Here is a 20481-nt window from a genome sequence, read left to right as displayed (position 1 = left end):
TAGCTGCTCTGCATCAAAGCCAATGAAGGCCCTATGAGCAAATCTCTCTCTATTAGCGAATATTTTTCTTACTTTAAAGACAAACGCTTAATCCATATTTTTATATTTGGTATGAGTAGCGGTTTTCCGTGGGTATTAATTGGCTCTGTTATGTCGGCTTGGCTAAAGGATGAAGGGCTAAGCCGCAGCATGATTGGCCTATTCGGCATTGTATTTGGCGCTTACAGTATAAATTTTTTATGGTCGCCACTCATTGATCGTACAAAACTCCCTATTTTATATAAATGGCTAGGCCAACGTCGTAGTTGGATACTATTTTGCCAGAGCTTTATTTTTATTGGCACCTTATTATTAGCTGGGCTTGATTTAAAAGCTAATTTAGCAATTGTTGCTGCAATTTGTTTGTTAATTGCCATTGCTTCTGCAACGCAAGACATTGCTATTGATGCATTCAGAATAGACACACTTAAAGCAAACGAATCTCACAAAGCAACAGCGGCAGCCGCTATGGCAACATCTGGTTGGTGGACAGGTTATGCGCTTTTAGGTGCAATTCCATTTTATATGGCTGATATCCCCTCGCTCGACTGGCCACAAATTTATTACTTTTTAGCTGCTGTAATGCTGCTGCTAATGAGTGGAGCATTGTTTGCAAAAGAGCCTGAATCAAATAGAGAAGCGGTACATGCCGAACTTGAACGTGTGTACCTTGAAAAACTGTCCTCTACAAAACAAACCCCTCTTACAAAAACTGTTGCGTGGCTCGCGGTAACCGTTATTGATCCCTTTAGAGCTTTTTTTACTAAAAATGGCGTTAAAACGGCACTGGCATTACTTGCGTTTATTTTCTTATTTAAAATAGGCGAAGCGTTTTTAGGGCGAATGTCGATTGTTTTTTATAAAGAAATTGGTTTTAGCAATAGCGATATAGCTACATTTTCAAAGGTAGGTACTGCCGTACTTACAATCATATTTACCTTTGTTGGCAGTTTATTTAATCAAAAATATGGCATTGTTAAGGGTTTATTTGTCAGTGGCATTGCGATGGCGGCCTCAAACTTAGCCTTTTCGTGGATTGCTTTAGTTGGCCCTGATTTAAGACTGTATGCCTTTGCTATTGTTATTGATGGGTTTACGCAAGCATGGTCGCTGGTCGCTATGGTGGCCTTTATATCGATGTTATGCGATAGAGCATTTAGTGCAACACACTATGCATTACTGGCGTCATTAGGGAATTTAGGACGAACGTTACTTTCGAGCTACAGTGGTGTAGTAATTGATGATTGGTTAATGGGAAATTGGTCGCTGTTCTTTGTTTTAACAGCCTTGATGGTTATACCTTCGCTGATATTTTTATACCTGATTAGGCATAAACTATATGAGCTTGAGAAAAATTATCATAAAAATATTTAATGCATCCCTGCATTAACATATTGCTTAGCACTATCAAGTGCCCCTTAAAGTGTACTAAGCAATGTTTGAGTTAATCTACTTTTAGCAAGCTAAGTGCTTCATGTGGATCAACTTCTAGAGCTGTACAATAACGAACAAACTCAATCACATCTAAACGGCGTTCTTGATTTTCAATCTTGCCGATAAACGAATGAGGCGTTCCCAGCACTTGTGCTAGGCTTCGCATTGTATGACCCTTTTCGTGGCGCTTACTTTTAAGCCACTTTGTTAGCTTTGCATTTTCTTCAGAAGAAACTGTTTTGCCCATCATTTTACATCTCCTACTAGATGATTTGACGTACCTATTAAAGCAGTAGTCTCTATCAATAGCTGTAGGCAAGTAAGCAGTCATACCATATTTTCAATAGCAAGCTATTGCTTAACAAAGCATGTGTTGCTACTCACTCCACCAATATAGCTAAAAAACTACGCTAATAATGTGGTAAAGATTTGTTTTTATTGAGAATGAAATTTTGCCCGTCTCATTCTTGGATACATTATATACTATTAACACTTTGGTTAAATAACTAATTACATACTCGGTACAAATATGAACACGAGTGAATATTTATAAACGCTGAATATTGACCTAAGTACTCAAAAAGTATTAATAAATTAATTTCTAGTTATAAAATATTTAAATGAATTTTTATAACAATTTTGTTCCAATTTATCGTCACATGTTTATGATTAAGCAATAATTAGCACCAAAAAGGCCGAATAATGTTCAGACTTCTTTTTTTATTACCGATTGTGTTGTGCTTGGGTTGGTACTTTTTTTTGCGCCACAACGGCGTACCAATTAAGCAAGGCAAAAAAGGCTTCATATACATTTTAGCGTTTTCTGCTTTTGTACTTGGCTTTTTTGTATTGATAATGCAAATAACCGAATATGCCCCAACCGATTTGTAGGCATTAAAAAAGCCGCAAAAGCGGCTTCATTCTATTTAGCGTTTGGCTGTTAAACGCTAAAGCTTGCACCACAACCACAGGTTGTTGTTGCATTAGGATTAGATACAAAAAAGCGTGCGCCTTCTAATCCCTCAGTGTAATCAACTTCACCGTCAACCAAATATTGAATGCTCATTGGATCGATAACGAGTGTTACACCATTTTTTACAATTTCTAAATCGCCAGGATTCGCTTTTTCATCAAAAGTAAAACCATATTGAAAACCAGAACAACCACCACCTGTTACATAAACACGCAGTTTTAAATCTGGATTTTCTTCTTCGTCGATTAACTGTTTAACGCGAACAGCAGCTGCATCGCTGAACTTAATTGGTAATTCTTCAGACATTTTAAAACCCTCAATATCGCAATGGCGTGATTATCTAATACCCGAGTGTTTTAATCAAGTATAGTAAAACAACTCTTTACTCTAAGTTATACCTATAAATTAGTAAAAAAGTGGCTAAACATTAGCTCACTAAAATAATACTTAAGCAAACTAAAAGCGACCCTTGTAAACTATAAATTCATTAAAAATTTTAGTTATAAAAAATAGGTCTTAATCTTTACTGCAAATTGTTAATATAAGTTACGAAAAATTCAAAATCACAAGGACTTAACTAAACTCTTTTGCTAAAATGCTGCTGAAAAATGCGGCGAGGAAATAATGCATGTGGCTTGAGCAACTCAGGCGTCGACTGGCAAAACCTAAAACATCTGTACAATTATGCTTATTAGGCGTAGTTGCCGGATTAATTGCTGCATTTTTTATTATTTTATTTCGCTTAACTATTTTGTTTTTTCAAAGCTTATTTTTGGAAACACCTGACGACTTTACTACCCTACCCACTCTTGAACGCGTTTTAATGCCATTAATAGCCGCATTTTTAATTGCGTGCTTTGCTGCATTTACTGGCTTTAAACATTACCGTTTAGGCATTCCTTTTGTTATTCATCGTATTAAACGCCATTACGGGCAAATGCCTTTATACAATACGGTTAATCAATTTGTTGGTGGCGCACTTGCACTCATTAGCGGTTTTTCGGTTGGCCGAGAAGGGCCTTCCGTACATATGGGCGCAACAGGTGCGAGTATTTTAGCGGATAAACTACATTTACCGCATAACGCCATGCGTACTTTAAGTGGTTGCGGCGTTGCAGCAGGTATAGCCGCTTCGTTTAATACCCCACTTGCAGCCGTTATTTTTGTAATGGAAGTGGTACTTCGAGAATACAAAGTACACATATTTGTGCCAATCATGCTTGCTGCTGTTACTGGTGCACTCGCTACGCAGTTTGTTTTTGGTGAAGGCTCTGAACTTGCACTCATTACAATAGCGCCATTAAGTGGTTGGCATTACCCTTATTTAATATTATGCGGTATGGCGCTGGGCGCTATAGCATTTAGCTTTAATCAAAACTTAATGCTAATTATTAAAACATTTAAACCTTTAAGTATGTTTCCTCGTTTACTAATCGCAGGCTGTATTGCCAGCTTGATAGCTTACGCGGTGCCTCATGCTATGGGTTCTGGTATGAGTGCGATTACTATCGCGGTTGAATCGCCTGATAACGTAAAGCTGCTTACTACCATTTTAATAGCTAAACTACTTGCCACATTGTTTGCTATTGGTTTGGGTATTCCGGGCGGTTTAATTGGTCCGGTAATTGGGCTTGGTGTATTAATTGGTACATTAATGGCCTTTTTTGCTCAATATATTAGCCCGGGTACTGATATTGCGGGTACGTATGGGGTTTTAGGTATGGCTGGATTATTAGCGGCTACACTGCATGCACCACTTGCTGCATTAACAACAGTAATGGAGCTTACATCATCACCTGAAATAATCGTTCCTGCGATGATAGTTATAACCACTGCATATGTAACTGCATTACAATTTTTTGGAAATCGCTCCATATTTTTGCAGCAATTAGATTTTCAGGGATTGCCGTACCATGTATCTCCCGCTACCGAAGCATTACAAAAAGTGGGAATAATGGATGATATGGATGAAGACTTTAAATTGCTTTACTCAGACGATAAAGAGCAAATAAAAAATACGCTTGATGCCATGGATAGCCAAACACCCTTGATTGTTTTTGACGAAGAAAATGGCTATCGCCTCGCTGAATACGATTTAACGCTAATGTCTGATGAAGCAATAAATATAAATTACATTAGCTTGCAGGGCATCAGCAGCCAAGCCACTCTAGCCGATGCATTCGATATACTAAAAGATAAAAGAAGTGGCGCGCTTTACGTTTATAACCTTTTAGATAATCAACAAATTATGGGGCTATTACGCTGGGATCAAATTCATCATATTTTAACCATTCGTAACAGCTTACTTTAAGCAATAAGGACTATTATGAGCGCATTATTGATTTATAAAACACTCCACATATTTTTTATGATTGCGTGGTTTGCCGGTATTTTTTACTTGCCTCGATTATTTGTATATCACGCAATGAGCGAAGAAAGATCATGTAACTCTATGCTTAAAGTTATGGAGCGCAGGTTACTTTATTTCGTAACCCCATTTGCTGTTTTAACGGCTGTATTTGGTGTGTTAACCATTGTTGAATATGGTCGTGATTGGTTTAAATACAGTATGTGGCTACATTACAAACTTGTACTGGTAATTATTTTATACCTATACCACGGCTACTGTTTTAAGTTATTAAGTGACTTTAAACATGACCGAAACACTAAAACAGACCGCTTTTACCGTATTTTTAATGAGCTCCCTGTTATTGCGCTGCTCATCATAGTGGCACTTGCGGTAATAAAACCTAATTTATAAGCGTTTCGGTGCATGTTAAACTGCGCTGCAATTTACAATACTTGCTATAACACGCGCGATTGCGTGCTCCATTTATGGATTATCGCGCCCATTTGATTGATTAGGAATTACCCCATGTTAAGTTTCCAAGGCGAACATATACTGTCTGTAAATCAGCTAGACAGAGACTGCATTGAACGTATTTTTGCAGTAGCTAAAAAAATGGAGCCTTATGCTAAAAAACAAAAGCAAACAACGGTGCTTAAAGGCGCTATTTTAGCTAATTTGTTTTTTGAACCAAGTACTCGCACGCGAGTTAGCTTTGGTACAGCCTTTAACTTACTAGGCGGTGGTGTACGTGAAACTACAGGTATGCAAAGCTCAGCGCTTGCAAAAGGTGAATCACTTTACGATACCGCGCGCGTTATTTCAGCTTACGCCGATGCTGTTGCTATGCGCCACCCCGATGCAGGCTCAGTAAGTGAATTTGCTGATGGCTGTACTGTGCCAGTTATTAATGGCGGCGACGGCCCAAATGAGCACCCGACTCAAGCATTACTTGATTTATTAACCATTGAGCGTGAATTACACCGTTTTGATCAAAATATTGATGGCATGCATATAGCGCTTGTGGGTGATTTAAAATATGGTCGCACAGTGCATTCTCTATCAAAACTATTGTGCCATTATAAAAACGTAAAGTTTTCGATGGTCGCGCCTGATGGCCTACAAATGCCAACGAGCATTTTAGATGCCGTAGAAAATGCAGGACACAAAATTGAGCTAGTGAACAAGATGGAAGGTAATTTAGCCGCCGATATTGTTTACCAAACACGTATTCAAGAAGAGCGTTTTCCTTCACAAGAAGAAGCAAATAAATACCGTGGCGGTTTTAGAATTAGCCAATCTATTTACAGCGCTCATTGCAAACCTAACTCTGTATTAATGCATCCGTTACCACGTGATAGTCGCTTAGAAGCCAACGAGCTTGATAACGACTTAAACAGTAACGACAATTTAGCAATATTCCGCCAGGTACAAAATGGCGTATTAATTCGTATGGCACTGTTTGCTTTAACACTCGGCGTAGAAAATAAAGTCGATAAGTATGAAGTGGACGTACCTTGGTTTAGCCGCAAACGCGACAGCTAAACCCTCTTTAAGTGACAATTTATAGGATTTTTCATGACAATTAGCCAAGACTTATTTGAACGCGCTCAAGCCTCTATTCCAGGTGGCGTAAACTCGCCAGTTCGTGCTTTTAACGGTGTAGGCGGTACGCCGCTATTTATTACAAAAGCAGAAGGCGCGTTTACATTTGATGCCGACGGTAATCGTTACATTGATTATGTTGGCTCTTGGGGGCCTATGATCATGGGCCATAACCACCCTGCAATTAAACAAGCCGTGCACGAAGCAGTAGAAAATGGCCTTAGCTATGGCGCGCCAACTGAAGCCGAAATACTAATGGCTGAAAAAGTAAAAGAGCTGGTTCCATCAATCGAAAAAGTACGCATGGTTAGCTCAGGCACTGAAGCAACAATGAGTGCAATTCGTTTAGCACGTGGCTTTACCGGCCGCGATAAAATATTAAAATTTGAAGGTTGTTACCACGGCCATGCTGACTCGTTATTAGTTAAGGCAGGCTCTGGTGCACTAACAATGGGCGTACCTAATTCTCCTGGTATTCCTGAGGACTTTGCTAAGCATACACTTACTGTGTCGTTTAATAACCTAGATGAAGTAAAAGCTATTTTTGCAAAATACGCTGACGAAATTGCCTGTATTATTGTAGAGCCAGTAGCCGGTAACATGAACTGCATTCCACCAGTACCTGGCTTTTTAGAAGGTTTGCGTGATGTGTGTGACGAATATAAATCAGTACTTATTTTTGATGAAGTAATGACGGGTTTTCGTGTTGCACTTGGCGGCGCTCAAGCGTATTACAACATTAAACCAGACCTTACGTGTTTAGGTAAAGTCATTGGCGGCGGCATGCCCGTTGGCGCGTTTGGTGGTAAAACCGAAATAATGGATTACATTGCGCCTGTGGGCCCTGTTTACCAAGCGGGTACTCTTTCTGGTAACCCTATTGCGATGGCTGCAGGTTTAAAATCACTTGAGCTATTATGTGAGCCAGGTCTACACGATAAGTTAGAAGCAACGTCTAAAGCAATTTGTGAAGGCTTTGAAGCTGGCGCTAAAAAAGCAGGCATTGCATTAACAACTAATTATGCTGGCGGCATGTATGGATTCTTTTTTACTGATGCTGAAAAAGTAACGACATACAAACAAGCTACTGAATGCGACCTAGAGCGCTTCAAACGTTTTTTCCACCTTATGCTTGAAGAAGGTGTGTACCTTGCTCCATCAGCATTTGAAGCTGGTTTTGTATGTGCTGCGCATACTGAGCAAGAAGTAAAAGAAACAATAGCGGCAGCAGAACGCTCGTTTGCTAAACTTTAAGTTAAAATTACTTTTTATATTTTATAAGCACTTGTTTTTACAGTGTGTAATTAAGACTAAAGATTGAAAAAAGCCCGAAAGGGCTTTTTTTATTTGTAAAGTACTATAAATGAATGATAATTAAGCATAACAAGGTCTATTCACCTTTACCCTAATTACAAAAATACAAGAGAGCCTTATGTCAGGATTACGCCAATTTTCTTTTCCCGCTATCCAGCTAATGGCAAATTTAAAATACAAAACTAAAATCAGCTTAATGTTTGGAATTTTACTCGTTCCTCTTGCACTTAGTTTGTTTTTTTTAGTCTCATTATTAAGTGAAAGTATCGCTGTTTCAAAAATGCAGCAACAAGGTTTAAAAGGCTACAGGTCAATACTCTCAAATCAAATGCAGGGGGAAGCAAATCAAAATATAAAAATTGCTCGCTCACTCGGTTTTGATATAAAAGACGATCAAGCAAATGATGTACTTGAACTTGTTTCTATCCAGTCTAACTTAGCATTAGATAGCCAGTTAGCTAGTGCTTACGTAAACCGCTCTTTAGTCACACCAATTCCTGCACTTATAATGCAAATAAACTCGACAGCGCAAAGCGCAAACACTGTTTTGGCAAGTAATCGTTTTACGCCAGATACGTTTATAGCACTTTCAAATTTTAGTAAATCACTGCCTTTATATGAAAAACAACTCGATAAAATACTCAATGTAGCCACCAGTGCAGACAAGTCAGTAAATAAAGCGCTCATGCCCTCGTTAGATAATTTACACAGTGCTGTTGGTGCATTTAAAAAAGCGATAGATGAAAAACTACTTGAGCCAGACGATATTTTATTAACTCAATCAGAATTTACTAAACTAACAAACAATGTTCACAGCAGTATTAATCAACTTGTTAGTAAGAGTATTCCAACGCTTGAGAGCCTTATTGAAGCAAAACTACAAACTCAACAGTGGACTCGAAATCTTGTTTTAGCTGCTTCATTAATTAGTTTGTTATTTGCATTTTATTTGATGATTGGTTTTTATTTTGCAGTTGTTGATACCATTAATCGCTTTGCTGATGCAGCGAATAGAGCCGCGAATGGCGACTTAAATGCCACTATCGATTCGAGCACTAATGATGAAATGGGAATTATTGCATCGCGCTACAACGCATTACTTAATGCATTTTCACATTTATTAATTGATGTTAAAGCAAGTACAGAAGAGCTATGCGGCGCAACTAAATCGCTATCACATGCGAGTAGCCAAACAAGCAATGATGTTTCAAAACAGCAAATCCGAGTAAATGCCATTTATAGTGCACTAAGCGAAATGGCTCAAAACGCACTTGCAGTTGAAGAGTCAGCCCATCAAGCAACGCTTACCGCGCAAGATGCTGCTGCGCATGTAAAACAAGGTTCAGACAATACAATGGAGCTTGCTAAATATATGCAAGATCTACAAATTGAATTTGCAGAGAGCCAACAAGCGCTCGATAAGCTAGCACAAGATAGCCAAGAAATTAGCAAAGTAAGTAAAGGTATTAGTGAGATAGCCGATCAGACAAACTTGCTTGCACTCAATGCCGCTATTGAAGCTGCACGAGCTGGCGAACATGGTCGAGGCTTTGCCGTTGTAGCTGATGAAGTAAGAACTCTTGCTCAGCGTACACAAACACAAACCCAAGAAATACATCAAATTATTAGCTCCTTACAACAAGCATCTGACGACACTCAGCAAAAAATGCGCTCAAGTGTTGAAAAAATGGAGCAATCAGTAAAAGCAGCCAATCAAACCAATGAAGTATTGCAAAGCGCAGAGCAAAGTATGGGCGACATTAAACATCAAGGTGAAGTTATTGCAGAGCGTGTTAAACAGCAGTCAAATGCGACAACACAGGCATTGAATGATTCGCAAGAGGTGAGCAATTTAGCAGATCAAACGCTAACATCAGCTCAATCAACGCTGCAAGATGCACAACAGCTAAGTCGCTTATCTAATGATTTAACCAAATCAATGCAGTTTTTTAAATCTTAAGCGTTAACTACAACTTACAACAAAGCCGCTAAATAAGCGGCTTTGTTGTTTAAAGTAATCTTAAATTAACGAATACATTGTGGTCTTGGCTCGAACTCACTCGCTCTAAGCGGTAGCTGAATCACCTTGCCACATCCTGGTGGTGCCTGCTTACCCGTTTGCTCATTTACAAATGCCCAGCGTATTGATGGAGGACGCGTATCAGCTATTGCTTGTGGATTAAGTGGCTTTAAGTAACGAATATACGCTTCTAATGCGCCCACGCTGCCTGTTAAACCCGTGCTTTTGTTGTCGTCTCGACCAAGCCACGCAACAGTCACAGTATTTTGATCAAAGCCTGCAAACCAACTATCACGTAAATCGTTACTAGTTCCTGTTTTACCTGCTAGTTGGATTGATGGGAAGTGTAAATTTAAGCGTTTAGCAGTGCCGTCTTTCGTTACGCGTTTCATCGCGTATTTAGTCATATACATTGCAGATTTATCAAAACGAGGCTCTGCATTTACTTTATGCTTATAAAGTACTTTACCAACCGAGTCAGTTAATGCCGAAATTGCAGTGAGCTTTTTATATTCGCCATCTGCAGCAATTGTCGTATAAAGCTGAGCAACTTCAAAACTCGACATTTCAACAGCCCCTAAAAGCAACGATGGGTATTCGTTTATCGCCCCTTTAGCGCCTAATCCTTTTAGTGTTTTCGCGACTTTATCAACACCTACATCGAGGCCTAAATTAACCGCTGGAATATTAATACTGTTACTAAATGCTTTATAAAGAGGGATTGCTCCACGGTATTTATGATCAAAATTTTCTGGTTGCCACACTTTTCCCTGCTCATTTGTAACCTGTACTGGCGAGTCATCAAGCAAAGTAGCTAAATTATAATGTGGTAATTGCAATGCGCTTAAATACACAGCCGGTTTTACCAGCGAGCCAATATTACGCTTTGTATCTAAAACACGGTTAAACCCTGAATAACGAACATCGCGCCCTGCAACAAGTGCAGATACACCGCCCTTTTCTACATTAACAGAGATCATGGCTGCTTCTAGTTTTTCGGTTCTAGGACGATTTTCCAGGTACGGTAAGCTCTTTTCAATAGACTCTTCCATTGCTGTTTGCTTTTGTAAGTCAAAATAAGTAAATACTCTTACGCCTGCATCAAGTGTTTGCTGATCTGGCAATAATTCATTTAGTTCTCTGTTTACTAACTCTAAATAGCCTGGATATGATTTTTGTAAACTCGCTTTCATTGGCGCAATATCAATTGGGCGATTAAGCGATGCACGGTACTCTTTTGTGCTAAGTAGCTTGTTTTCAACCATAAGGCGAAGCACTAAGTCTCGGCGCTCCATTGTGCGCTCTTTATAGCGACGTGGATTGTAATAAGATGGACCTTTAACCATTGCCACCAGCAAAGCAATTTGATCGTACTCAAGCTCATCTACCGGCTTTGAAAAGTAAAAGTCAGCAGCAAGCCCCATACCGTGCACACCTTGGTTGTATGACTGCCCTAGGTATACTTCATTTAAGTAAGCTTCTAATATCTGATCTTTTGAATAACGATAATCTAAAATAAGGGCAATAAAGGCCTCATTTATTTTTCGTACTAAAGAGCGCTCACGTGTTAGGTAAATATTTTTAGCTAACTGCTGAGTAAGCGTACTACCACCTTGAACGGTGCGCCCCGCTTTAATATTAGAATAAAGCGCGCGTAAAATAGAAAACACTGATACACCATGATGTTCGTAAAAATCACGGTCTTCAACCACCAATAGCGTATCTTTTAGCATTGCTGGAAACTTATCTAGTGGTACAAATTCTCTATCTTGTTTAGAGTCATTACCAATACGCGCTATTTGCACAGGCTCTAGACGAGCAGAATTTAAACGCCTGCCAAATTTATCTTTAATGGTCGCAACTTTTTGCCCTGCAAAGCGAAGTTCAATAATATGTGATTCTTCAAGGCCATCATAAAATTCAAAATCACGACGATAAATCTTGATGCTATCTGCTGTTTTAACAAACTGCCCTGTGCGGCTTAATCTATTAACCGATGAATAATTTAAACGCTCTAGCTCAAACACTACTTCCTGACTTGATAAAAATTGCCCCGGATAAAACTCCATAGAACGAGCATACACTTGCGCTGGAAGTTGCCATTTATTACCTTCAAATATACGCGTTGTTTTTGAATCTAAATAAATGAAATACATTGCCATTGCAATAAAAACAGCCAAGCTTAGTTTCCAAAACACTGACCATGTTTTTCTCATAAAAGAGCGTTTAACAGTGGTTTCCACTGTTTTTTTACTGCCCTTTGAGGTGCTTTTTTTTGTCTTGCTTGACGATTTACTTGCACGTTTAACTGCAGGTTTACTGGTAGGTGTTTTTTTATTGTCGGCCATTTAAGTGTAATTTATTCCAAGGGTTATTCACGAGTGTGAGCTTAGCATATTGGATATATCCTAACATCCGAAAAGTTAACCCCCCCTGAAACAAAAAAAGCCCTACCGAAGTAGGGCTTTGTGTAAACACACTATTATTTAAATAAACTATTAGCTATTTCGAACAGAAACAAACTCTGGGTAGGCTTCAATACCACAATCGTGTTGATCCATACCGTTTAGTTCTTCTTCTTCGGTTACTCGTATACCCATTGTTTTGTTAAGCACAGTCCAAACAATAAATGATGCTACAAATACAAAGGCAAGAATACATACTAGACCCGTTAACTGATTAACAAAGCTTGCGTCACCATTGGTTAGCGGTACTAACATAATACCTAATGCGCCACACGTACCATGAACAGAGATAGCACCCACTGGATCGTCAATCTTAACTTTATCAAGTGCTATGATACTAAATATAACAAGTGCACCACCAAGTAGACCAAGTAGACATGCCATTAATGGTGATGGAGATAGAGGGTCTGCTGTTATAACAACTAAGCCAGCTAATGCACCATTTAAGACCATTGTTAAATCTGATTTACCCCAAAGTACTTTACATACAAATAGTGCTGCAATAGCACCCATTGCAGCTGCTGCATTGGTGTTAAGTAATATTTGGCCTACTGCAGTTGCGTTTTCTTTATCCGAAAGTAGTAATTGAGAACCACCGTTAAAGCCAAACCAACCCATCCATAAAATAAATGTACCTAGTGTAGCAAGTGGTAAGTTTGAACCTGGAATTGGGTATATTTCACCGTTCTTACCATATTTACCTTTACGAGCACCTAGGATTAATACACCAGCTAGTGCAGCGGCTGCACCTGCGCCATGCACAATTGCAGAACCTGCAAAATCAACAAAGCCCATTTCAGATAAGAAACCACCACCCCATGTCCAGTAACCTTCAATAGGGTAAATAAAACCAGTTAGTACTACAGCAAAACCTAGGAAAGCCCACAGTTTCATACGCTCAGCAACAGCACCCGATACAATCGACATAGCGGTTGCAACAAATACTACTTGGAAGAAAAAGTCAGATTCTAAAGAATGGTCAGCATCGGCAGCTTGTGTACCAATTAAAGCGCCTATTGAAGGAATAAAACCACCTTCGGCATTGTCTACATACATAATGTTGTAGCCAACTAATAAAAACATCGTACATGCAATTGAATATAGCGCGACATTTTTAGTTAAAATTTCAGCTGTGTTTTTAGAGCGAACTAAGCCCGCCTCTAACATGGCAAAACCTGCTGCCATCCACATTACTAATATACCTGATATTAAAAAATAGAAGGTATCGAGTGAAAACTTTAGTTCTATTATTGTATTTTCCATGAGACCCCCTTAAATTGCTTCTTCGTCAAGTTCGCCAGTACGGATACGAACAATTTGATCCAAGTCGTACACGAAAATTTTACCGTCACCAATTTTACCTGTTGATGCAATTTTAGTGATTGCTTCAACAACGCGTTGACAATTTTCAGTACGAGTTGCAATTTCAAGTTTGATCTTAGGAATAAAATCTACTTGGTATTCTGCACCACGATATAACTCGGTATGACCTCGTTGACGTCCAAAACCTTTAACATCAACTACTGTCATCCCCTCAATTCCTAAATCAGCGAGTGCTTCACGCACGTCGTCTAATTTAAATGGTTTTATGATTGCACTAATCATTTTCATAGCGGCCCCCTCGGACTCTTTATTGTTATCTTATTGAGTTAAACAATCCAACCTTTGTGCCACTATTTTATATCAATTAAAAACAGCTACTTAGTAACAAACACAAACTCAAGATTAAAAAAAACGCACCAATTAGGTGCGTTAATTTAACAAGTCAGCTACATTGGTGCGTGCTATATCTCTATATATTTATCACGTACCTAGCTTTGTTTAAGAAGGGTTATACCACGCAGTTTCTGCCTTGGTTTTTAGCTTCGTATAATGCTTTGTCAGCAACACGCATAGCCTGCGTTAGACTAGTGTCTTGAAAGTCAGCCAAGCCTATACTGGTGGTAATTTTAATTGATTTATCGCTAATAGAAAAATCGTAACTAGCCATCTTTTTCCTAAATGCTTCAAAGTATTCACGACCGCGTTCTAGCTCTATTTCAGGTAATATTATGGCAAACTCTTCCCCGCCAACCCGTGCAACCGTAAACTTTGAAAACGTAGATCGTATTAATGAACCAACCTGCTTTAAGGCCTGATCGCCGCCTTCATGGCCTAATGTATCGTTAATGTTTTTGAAAAAATCGATATCAAGCAATGCCAAAGTATTTTTCTGGTTTTTACTTTTAAGGAGCTTTTCTGCATATTGATAAAAGTAGCGTCGGTTATGAAGCCCTGTTAAGTGATCCCTATGTGCGCTTTCTTTAATATCTGAAATTAACGACAGTTGCTCCATTGTTTGAAGTACTCGACAATGAAACTCTTCATTCATAAATGGCTTTGTTAAAAAGTCATTGGCGCCATATTTAATAAATCGTGCTGATAGGCCATGCTTCCCCGCGCCCGACAAGCCAATAATTGCTAAGTCGTCTCGGCCTCTAAAATTACGTACCGCTTTGACAAGTTCAAAGCCATCCATAGAGGGCATAGCGTAGTCGGTCATAAGTAGCTTTATATCAGGATTAGCTTTTAATATTTCGAGTGCTTGTTGTCCATCGTGGGCATCTGTTACATCAAACAATTGCTTTTCTAGCATTTGCTTCATTAACGAGCGACTTAGTAATGAGTCATCTGCTATTAGTGCTTTACAGCCTTGATTTCTGAGTAATTGCGCAACGAGCTTAACGGCATAATGGTAAGAATCGCGATTATCTTTAATAACATAATCAACTACGCCCAATTCAAGCATTTGTTGGCGCTTGTACTCATCTATTTTTGAGGTTAAAACAACCGTAGGAATTTTTTTAGATAAAGTATATTTTGCAACTTCACCGTGCGGAGCATCTGGCAAAGTTAAATCAACTAACGCAAGCGTATAGTCGTATTTTTCTACGAACGTAGCGCATTCTGCTAAAGACCAAGCAAAATCAATTGCTACATCAAGGTATTGTGCAGTTAAGTGGCGAAGCACCTGCTGCACTACTTTACTGTCTTCAACCACTAATACTCTTTGCATAAAGCTTCTCTTTACCTTTAATTAATTTTGTAACAAAACGACAAATACAATGCTATTACTGCAATAGCATTAGTCATAAACATCCGGTGTAGAGTGCACTTATGTGCTTGAAAGCGTAATCCATTAGATTTTTTTGGTGATAGCTTGTATATAAAATCAATACAAGTAGGCCCGCAATATACCTGAATTCTGTGATTAACTAAATAAAGAAACCAAATCCCAAATAACTATAAAAGTGGTAAGCACGCGTCTCTAAGCGCATTAATACCTTACTTAACTAGTATTATCGGCCACTAGTCTCAATACTTTTGTTATTTAACTCATTAATGTCTTTAATGGTGTATCAACAATAATAAGGACACCTAATGAAGCTTAGTCGTATTATCAGTTTACCGATAACCGTTATTGCATTAATAATCAGTACAAGCACGCTTGCCGATAACCAACGTCGTATTGATGTAGACAGCAAAGTTGTTACTCAACATAAAGCTAAAATCAACGGTCAACGCTTTAATTACACCGTTGCCACGGGCACACAACCTGTATGGGATGATAAAGGCGACGCGGTTGCGACATTGCAATACACCTACTACACACGCGACAAAGTTGACGACAGGACAAATCGCCCATTACTTATTTCATTTAATGGCGGGCCAGGTTCGGCTTCTGTATGGATGCACCTTGCTTATACTGGTCCTCGCGTATTAAAGATTGATGACGAAGGCTATCCAATTCAACCTTATGGCGTAAAAGACAACCCATATTCTGTACTTGATATTGCCGATATTGTTTACGTAAACCCTGTAAATACTGGCTACTCTCGCGTACTTGAAAACGAAAAAGGCGAACTTCCTTCTAAAGCAAAACAACAAGAGCTATTTTTTGGTGTTAATGCCGATATTAAATACCTTGCAGAGTGGTTAAATACTTTTGTAAATAGAGCTGAGCGCTGGCGATCGCCTAAATTTTTAATTGGTGAAAGCTACGGTACAACACGTGTATCGGGTCTTGCTCATGAGCTTCAAAATAGTCAATGGATGTACATAAACGGTGTTGTTCTCGTATCACCCACTGATATTGGTATTAAGCGCGACGGCCCGATTAAAGCCGCTAACCGCCTACCTTACTTTGCAGCGACGGCTTGGTATCACAAAGCACTTAAAGCCGATTTACAAGCTAAAGATCTAGATGAGTTATTACCTGAAGTTGAAGAATTTACTGTAAACGAGTTAATCCCAGCGCTTGCTAAGGGTGGCTTTATTAATGCTGAAGAAAAACGTCGAATAATTACAAAAATGGCACACTACGCTGGCTTATCAGAAAAGTTTGTTGAACAAAATAACTTGGATATTCCAACTCAATTTTTCTGGAAAGAGCTACTACGTGAACGTGGTCAAACGGTGGGTCGCTTAGATTCTCGTTATTTAGGAATAGATAAACGAGGCGCAGGTGAATCCCCAGACTACTGGGCTGAACTTACCTCTTGGTTACACTCTTTCACTCCTGCAATTAATCACTACTTACGTGAAGAGCTAAACTATAAAACAGATGTAAAATATAATTTATTTGGTAATGTTCACCCATGGGATAGAACCGGTAATAATACGGGCGAAAATCTACGTTTAGCAATGGCGCAAAACCCTTACTTAAACGTGATGATTCAATCAGGATACTTTGATGGTGCAACCAATTACTTTGACGCTAAATATACGTTATGGCAATTAGACCCAAGCGGTAAAATGAAAGACCGTTTGAGCTTTAAAGGCTACAGAAGTGGGCATATGATGTACCTTCGCCACGCTGACTTAGAAAGCTCTAATAACGATTTACGTGACTTTATACAGGACGCTTTACCTAAGAAAGGGGAAGCGGCTAAATACTAAAATATTTTAAACATAAAATGGCTCTTTATGAGCCATTTTTTATGTGCGTTTTTCATATCGTAAACAATAGCTTTTAAGTTGCGTTACTACATCGTTGAAGCAGGTCTCGAGACTTTGCATTTCATTGTTATCAATAGATTCATTTTCTGCATACGTTTCGATCTGCTGGCATATATCAGCCAGTTTAATAGCCCCTACCGATTTTGACGACGACTTTAAGGCATGGGCCTGAAAAGCCAAATCAACATAATTTTTACTCTTAGCATACGCATTAGCTAATTTAATTTGCTCCCCTGCCGTTTGTAAAAACGCATTAAACACCATGCAGTGCACAGTAGGATCATCACCAAGCATTGCTTTTAATAACGTGATATCTAGTTGATCAAAACTATCTGAAGCTATATTTTCACTATCAGATTTATCTGAACATGTACTAACCATTGTTTGAGAGTGTTCCATCAACAGCGATTTTAATTTAACAAGCTCAATGGGCTTGGTTAAAAAGCCGTTCATTCCACAATCATAACAATTATCTATATTGTTTTTGGTAATGTTGGCCGTAATTGCAATTATAATAAGTTTATCAAAATGAGTGTTTTCGCGTATTTTTTTGGCTAACCCTAACCCATCGAGTAAAGGCATTTGAATATCGGTTAGTAAAATATCAAAGTGTTTATTTTGCAGAGTTTCCCAAGCTTGTTCGCCATTACTTACAAAAGTAGAACACACCCCAAGCATGGTTAATTGCTGCTTTAATACTTGCTGATTTGTAACCTGATCTTCTGCAACTAAAACCTCAAGTGTAGGAAGAGTTACTGTATCTAAGCTTTGCAGTGTTATTTGAGGAGATTGCACTTGTGCTGGCAAGTCAGCTTCATCAAAGCTGTTAAAGTTTAGTGTAAAACAAGAACCTTTGTGCTGCTCACTTTGCGCGCTTAAAGAACCTTGCATGCGCTCTACCAGTTGCTTAGTTATCACTAAACCAATACCCGTGCCATTTACTTTACTGGTTTCAGCTCCTAAACGGTCAAAAGGTTTAAATAAGCGAGAAATATCATCTGGAGCAAATCCACATCCGGTGTCTGTTACATCTATTTCGCATTGTTTATTACTTAACACTCGGCAATTTATATTAATGCTGCCATTTGGTTTGTTGTATTTAATCGCATTTGAAAGCAAGTTAAGCATCACTTGTTTAAAGCGGCGCTGATCAATGTAAATACTCAACCCTTCTAAGGACTCGAAACCTTGGGTATGCAGTGTTATTGATTGCCCTTTAATAAGCTCAGTGACGAGCTCTACTGACTCCTCTAATATGCTTTTAATAGGCACATAAGAAAAACTAAACTGCATATTACCCGACTCAATAGCCGTTAAATCAAGTACATCGTCTATAAGTAATAGTAAATGTTCTCCAGCTTGATAAATGCTTTTCGCGTTTTCTTTTTGTACTTTATTAGCACTCTCATCATATCCATACAGCTGGGCTAAGCCTAAAATTGCATTTAATGGGGTTCTTAATTCGTGGCTCATACTGGCCATAAAATCTGACTTTGCTTTACTTGCTGACTCAGCTTGAATTCGTAATACATTTAATTTTTGATGGTTATTAGCAACCTCATCAACCATGTTATTAAATGCACTTATTACGCTACCTACTTCATTTTGTTGTTGTTTATCTATATGACAATCAAAGTCACCTTTGGCTAAACGTGAAAACCCCTGTTTTAAAGTCCTTAAAGGCGACGTAACCCTGTAATCCACCAGCCAAGCTAAACCTATAAAAACGATAACTAAAATAATAAATTGTATATATATTAAGGTGTAATGAAGTTTTGAAGATTCGTTTATTTCATTCGTAAAATTAACAACCAAGCTAATATTAGCCAGCGGTTTATCTAAAAACACCACCTGCTGAGATAACAACATGTCACCGTTTTTATTTGCTCCAATCCAGTTTTCAAGCGGGTATAATTGGTTATTTGAATCCACATCAACAATTTTAATACTTTTCCAATTAGGGCGAGTTTGGAGTTGGCTGTCTATTTCTTCATACAGCTCTGCATACTGCCTAGTTAACAACGGAGTCGTTATAGAGGTCGATAACTGCGCTAAAGAACGCTGAGCAGCCTTTGAAAGCCCATCGTTTACCCAACGCGCTTGCTCAGGTAAGGCGTAAAACATAAAAAGACAGGCCATAAGCAAGCCACAAAGCAATACAACAATAAAGCTTTGTGCCCTCAGACTACGAAACCCTCTAATTTTCAACATAAAATGAGCGCAAGCCCCACTGAGTTAACTGCTGATACTCTGCTAAAGTTGCAATACTAGGTTTAATAATTGGGATACCTGCAAGTAAATGTTTATGCTCTGGGCTTTGCCCAATATCTAAAATAGCTTGTTGCACTTTTAACTGTATTGCAGGGTCAACCCTTGGGTGGACTACAATTGGATGGCGACTAATTTCACGCGTTTTATAAATAATTTTAAGCTTATTTTGCAAGCTTTCTGGTTGTTGTTTAAATGTGCCCATTACACCACCGCCCGCCATTGTTGAATGCAGTGCTACATTTAAATATACCGAAGGGTGGGTTTGAACATATACAGGCTTTATTGTTAGCCCATACAACAACGCTAAGTCGGCTCTCATTAATAATGACGCACCTAATGCATTAGGTGCAGGGAATGCTATTTCGGCGCCCTCTAGTTGGCTTAAATTATCAATACCACTGTCTTTGTTTACGAGCAAAATACCTTGCAGCTTTCGCCCTGCATCTTTTATTAGTGGCAAATATCCCTGCTTTTCATATGCTACAACACTGTGCCATGGATTCATGTATGCAAAGTCGTACTCGCCATTAGCAAAGGCTTTTTCAAATACCGGAATAGACTCAACTGTAATTAGCTTTATTGATACCCCTGTTTGCTTACTTACTTGCTTTAACAAAGGTTGCCAAATAGCATTTAGCTTTTGCGGCTCATATTGCGGCACTACACCAAAGGTATATTCTTGAGCCAATAAGAGTGAGCTGTGCATCAAACATAATATAGCCACTAAATACTTCATCAATTCTCCAAATAATAGCGTGTCATTATTGTTTAAGCTTAGTTAAAGACTACTCAACACACCATAAAATTATTATATATTCGATATTTAGCACTGACCTACTTTGATTACAGGTAGTTTTGGAGTGTATTTTTTATCTGTGAGCATACGATGAAAATTAATAAAGATGTTGTAAGTACTTTTTAGGCCGGCTTTATTGCTTAGCCAAGTAGGGATTGATCCATGAGGCAAAGCTGGTTGGTATTTTGCTCATCTGCGCTTTTACTTCAAAAATATTAT

At 38.7% G+C, this 20481-nt stretch carries 16 protein-coding genes; 8 read left to right on the top strand and 8 right to left on the bottom strand.

The genetic code is table 11. From position 1 onward, the window contains the following. Positions 1-33: 33 nt before the first annotated feature. A complete protein-coding gene (locus I6E72_RS03830; RefSeq protein ID WP_007584875.1) occupies positions 34-1413 on the top strand; it encodes an AmpG family muropeptide MFS transporter in 1380 nt (459 codons plus the stop codon). 70 nt (positions 1414-1483) lie between these two features. Here the strand turns inward: I6E72_RS03830 and I6E72_RS03825 are convergent, their stop codons facing one another. Beyond that, on the bottom strand, positions 1484-1723 hold the full coding sequence (locus I6E72_RS03825; protein WP_007584874.1) for a helix-turn-helix domain-containing protein: 240 nt from the start codon (positions 1721-1723) through the stop codon (positions 1484-1486). A 452-nt stretch (positions 1724-2175) separates the two neighbouring features. Here I6E72_RS03825 and I6E72_RS03820 point away from each other — a divergent pair, with 452 nt between their 5' ends. Next, the gene (locus I6E72_RS03820) at positions 2176-2364 is read left to right on the top strand and encodes a hypothetical protein (RefSeq protein WP_010555198.1); all 189 of its coding nucleotides are present in this window, start codon (positions 2176-2178) and stop codon (positions 2362-2364) included. Positions 2365-2413: 49 nt separating this feature from the next. Here I6E72_RS03820 and erpA read toward each other — a convergent pair whose 3' ends face one another. Then, on the bottom strand, positions 2414-2752 hold the full coding sequence (gene erpA, locus I6E72_RS03815) for an iron-sulfur cluster insertion protein ErpA (protein ID WP_002958911.1): 339 nt from the start codon (positions 2750-2752) through the stop codon (positions 2414-2416). 322 nt (positions 2753-3074) lie between these two features. Here erpA and I6E72_RS03810 point away from each other — a divergent pair, with 322 nt between their 5' ends. The 5 genes from I6E72_RS03810 to I6E72_RS03790 all read left to right on the top strand — a co-directional run bounded on the left by I6E72_RS03810 (position 3075) and on the right by I6E72_RS03790 (position 9672). After that, entirely contained in the window at positions 3075-4757 is a 1683-nt protein-coding gene (locus I6E72_RS03810) for a chloride channel protein (RefSeq protein WP_007584866.1), read from the top strand. Positions 4758-4772: 15 nt separating this feature from the next. Further along, the gene (locus I6E72_RS03805; protein WP_007584864.1) at positions 4773-5207 is read left to right on the top strand and encodes a CopD family protein; all 435 of its coding nucleotides are present in this window, start codon (positions 4773-4775) and stop codon (positions 5205-5207) included. Between the two features lie 114 nt (positions 5208-5321). Then, on the top strand, positions 5322-6338 hold the full coding sequence (locus I6E72_RS03800) for an aspartate carbamoyltransferase (RefSeq protein ID WP_007584862.1): 1017 nt from the start codon (positions 5322-5324) through the stop codon (positions 6336-6338). Between the two features lie 33 nt (positions 6339-6371). Continuing rightward, a complete protein-coding gene (hemL, locus tag I6E72_RS03795) occupies positions 6372-7652 on the top strand; it encodes a glutamate-1-semialdehyde 2,1-aminomutase (RefSeq protein WP_024589288.1) in 1281 nt (426 codons plus the stop codon). 178 nt (positions 7653-7830) lie between these two features. Next, on the top strand, positions 7831-9672 hold the full coding sequence (locus tag I6E72_RS03790; RefSeq protein ID WP_197111103.1) for a methyl-accepting chemotaxis protein: 1842 nt from the start codon (positions 7831-7833) through the stop codon (positions 9670-9672). 65 nt (positions 9673-9737) lie between these two features. On the opposite strand, the gene mrcB is transcribed toward I6E72_RS03790, so the two are convergent. From mrcB to I6E72_RS03770, 4 genes are all read right to left on the bottom strand, one after another. Continuing rightward, positions 9738-12080, bottom strand: a complete 2343-nt coding sequence (gene mrcB / locus I6E72_RS03785; RefSeq protein ID WP_010555510.1) for a penicillin-binding protein 1B — start codon at positions 12078-12080, stop codon at positions 9738-9740. Positions 12081-12230: 150 nt separating this feature from the next. Continuing rightward, positions 12231-13460, bottom strand: coding sequence for an ammonium transporter (locus I6E72_RS03780; protein ID WP_010555509.1), 1230 nt, complete (start codon positions 13458-13460; stop codon positions 12231-12233). Positions 13461-13469: 9 nt separating this feature from the next. Then, positions 13470-13808, bottom strand: coding sequence for a P-II family nitrogen regulator (locus I6E72_RS03775; RefSeq protein WP_004587162.1), 339 nt, complete (start codon positions 13806-13808; stop codon positions 13470-13472). A 220-nt stretch (positions 13809-14028) separates the two neighbouring features. Beyond that, entirely contained in the window at positions 14029-15252 is a 1224-nt protein-coding gene (locus tag I6E72_RS03770) for a diguanylate cyclase domain-containing protein (RefSeq protein ID WP_007584842.1), read from the bottom strand. A 365-nt stretch (positions 15253-15617) separates the two neighbouring features. On the opposite strand from I6E72_RS03770, the gene I6E72_RS03765 reads away from it, so the two are divergent. After that, positions 15618-17135 (top strand): S10 family peptidase, encoded by a 1518-nt coding sequence (locus I6E72_RS03765; protein WP_197111102.1) that lies wholly within the window; start codon positions 15618-15620, stop codon positions 17133-17135. A gap of 39 nt (positions 17136-17174) precedes the next feature. Here the strand turns inward: I6E72_RS03765 and I6E72_RS03760 are convergent, their stop codons facing one another. Together I6E72_RS03760 and I6E72_RS03755 are read right to left on the bottom strand one after the other, a co-directional pair. After that, positions 17175-19406, bottom strand: a complete 2232-nt coding sequence (locus I6E72_RS03760) for an ATP-binding protein (RefSeq protein ID WP_197111101.1) — start codon at positions 19404-19406, stop codon at positions 17175-17177. After that, positions 19393-20202: a phosphate/phosphite/phosphonate ABC transporter substrate-binding protein gene (locus tag I6E72_RS03755; protein ID WP_197101429.1), complete on the bottom strand. Its 810-nt coding sequence runs from the start codon at positions 20200-20202 to the stop codon at positions 19393-19395. The genes I6E72_RS03760 and I6E72_RS03755 overlap by 14 nt, the downstream gene beginning before the upstream one ends. Between the last annotated feature and the right edge of the window lie 279 nt (positions 20203-20481).

The sequence above is a fragment of the Pseudoalteromonas sp. NSLLW24 genome (assembly GCF_015864725.1).
GTDB lineage: Bacteria > Pseudomonadota > Gammaproteobacteria > Enterobacterales > Alteromonadaceae > Pseudoalteromonas > Pseudoalteromonas arctica.
This window is presented reverse-complemented; position numbering and strand designations above follow the sequence as displayed.

Excerpts from the sequence above, each read along its gene's own strand:
- I6E72_RS03830 (WP_007584875.1), top strand. The coding sequence starts at position 34 with ATGAGCAAATCTCTCTCTATTAGCGAATATTTTTCTTACTTTAAAGAC.
- I6E72_RS03825 (WP_007584874.1), bottom strand. The coding sequence starts at position 1,723 with ATGATGGGCAAAACAGTTTCTTCTGAAGAAAATGCAAAGCTAACAAAG.
- I6E72_RS03820 (WP_010555198.1), top strand. The coding sequence starts at position 2,176 with ATGTTCAGACTTCTTTTTTTATTACCGATTGTGTTGTGCTTGGGTTGG.
- erpA (WP_002958911.1), bottom strand. The coding sequence starts at position 2,752 with ATGTCTGAAGAATTACCAATTAAGTTCAGCGATGCAGCTGCTGTTCGC.
- I6E72_RS03810 (WP_007584866.1), top strand. The coding sequence starts at position 3,075 with ATGTGGCTTGAGCAACTCAGGCGTCGACTGGCAAAACCTAAAACATCT.
- I6E72_RS03805 (WP_007584864.1), top strand. The coding sequence starts at position 4,773 with ATGAGCGCATTATTGATTTATAAAACACTCCACATATTTTTTATGATT.
- I6E72_RS03800 (WP_007584862.1), top strand. The coding sequence starts at position 5,322 with ATGTTAAGTTTCCAAGGCGAACATATACTGTCTGTAAATCAGCTAGAC.
- hemL (WP_024589288.1), top strand. The coding sequence starts at position 6,372 with ATGACAATTAGCCAAGACTTATTTGAACGCGCTCAAGCCTCTATTCCA.
- I6E72_RS03790 (WP_197111103.1), top strand. The coding sequence starts at position 7,831 with ATGTCAGGATTACGCCAATTTTCTTTTCCCGCTATCCAGCTAATGGCA.
- mrcB (WP_010555510.1), bottom strand. The coding sequence starts at position 12,080 with ATGGCCGACAATAAAAAAACACCTACCAGTAAACCTGCAGTTAAACGT.
- I6E72_RS03780 (WP_010555509.1), bottom strand. The coding sequence starts at position 13,460 with ATGGAAAATACAATAATAGAACTAAAGTTTTCACTCGATACCTTCTAT.
- I6E72_RS03775 (WP_004587162.1), bottom strand. The coding sequence starts at position 13,808 with ATGAAAATGATTAGTGCAATCATAAAACCATTTAAATTAGACGACGTG.
- I6E72_RS03770 (WP_007584842.1), bottom strand. The coding sequence starts at position 15,252 with ATGCAAAGAGTATTAGTGGTTGAAGACAGTAAAGTAGTGCAGCAGGTG.
- I6E72_RS03765 (WP_197111102.1), top strand. The coding sequence starts at position 15,618 with ATGAAGCTTAGTCGTATTATCAGTTTACCGATAACCGTTATTGCATTA.
- I6E72_RS03760 (WP_197111101.1), bottom strand. The coding sequence starts at position 19,406 with ATGTTGAAAATTAGAGGGTTTCGTAGTCTGAGGGCACAAAGCTTTATT.
- I6E72_RS03755 (WP_197101429.1), bottom strand. The coding sequence starts at position 20,202 with ATGAAGTATTTAGTGGCTATATTATGTTTGATGCACAGCTCACTCTTA.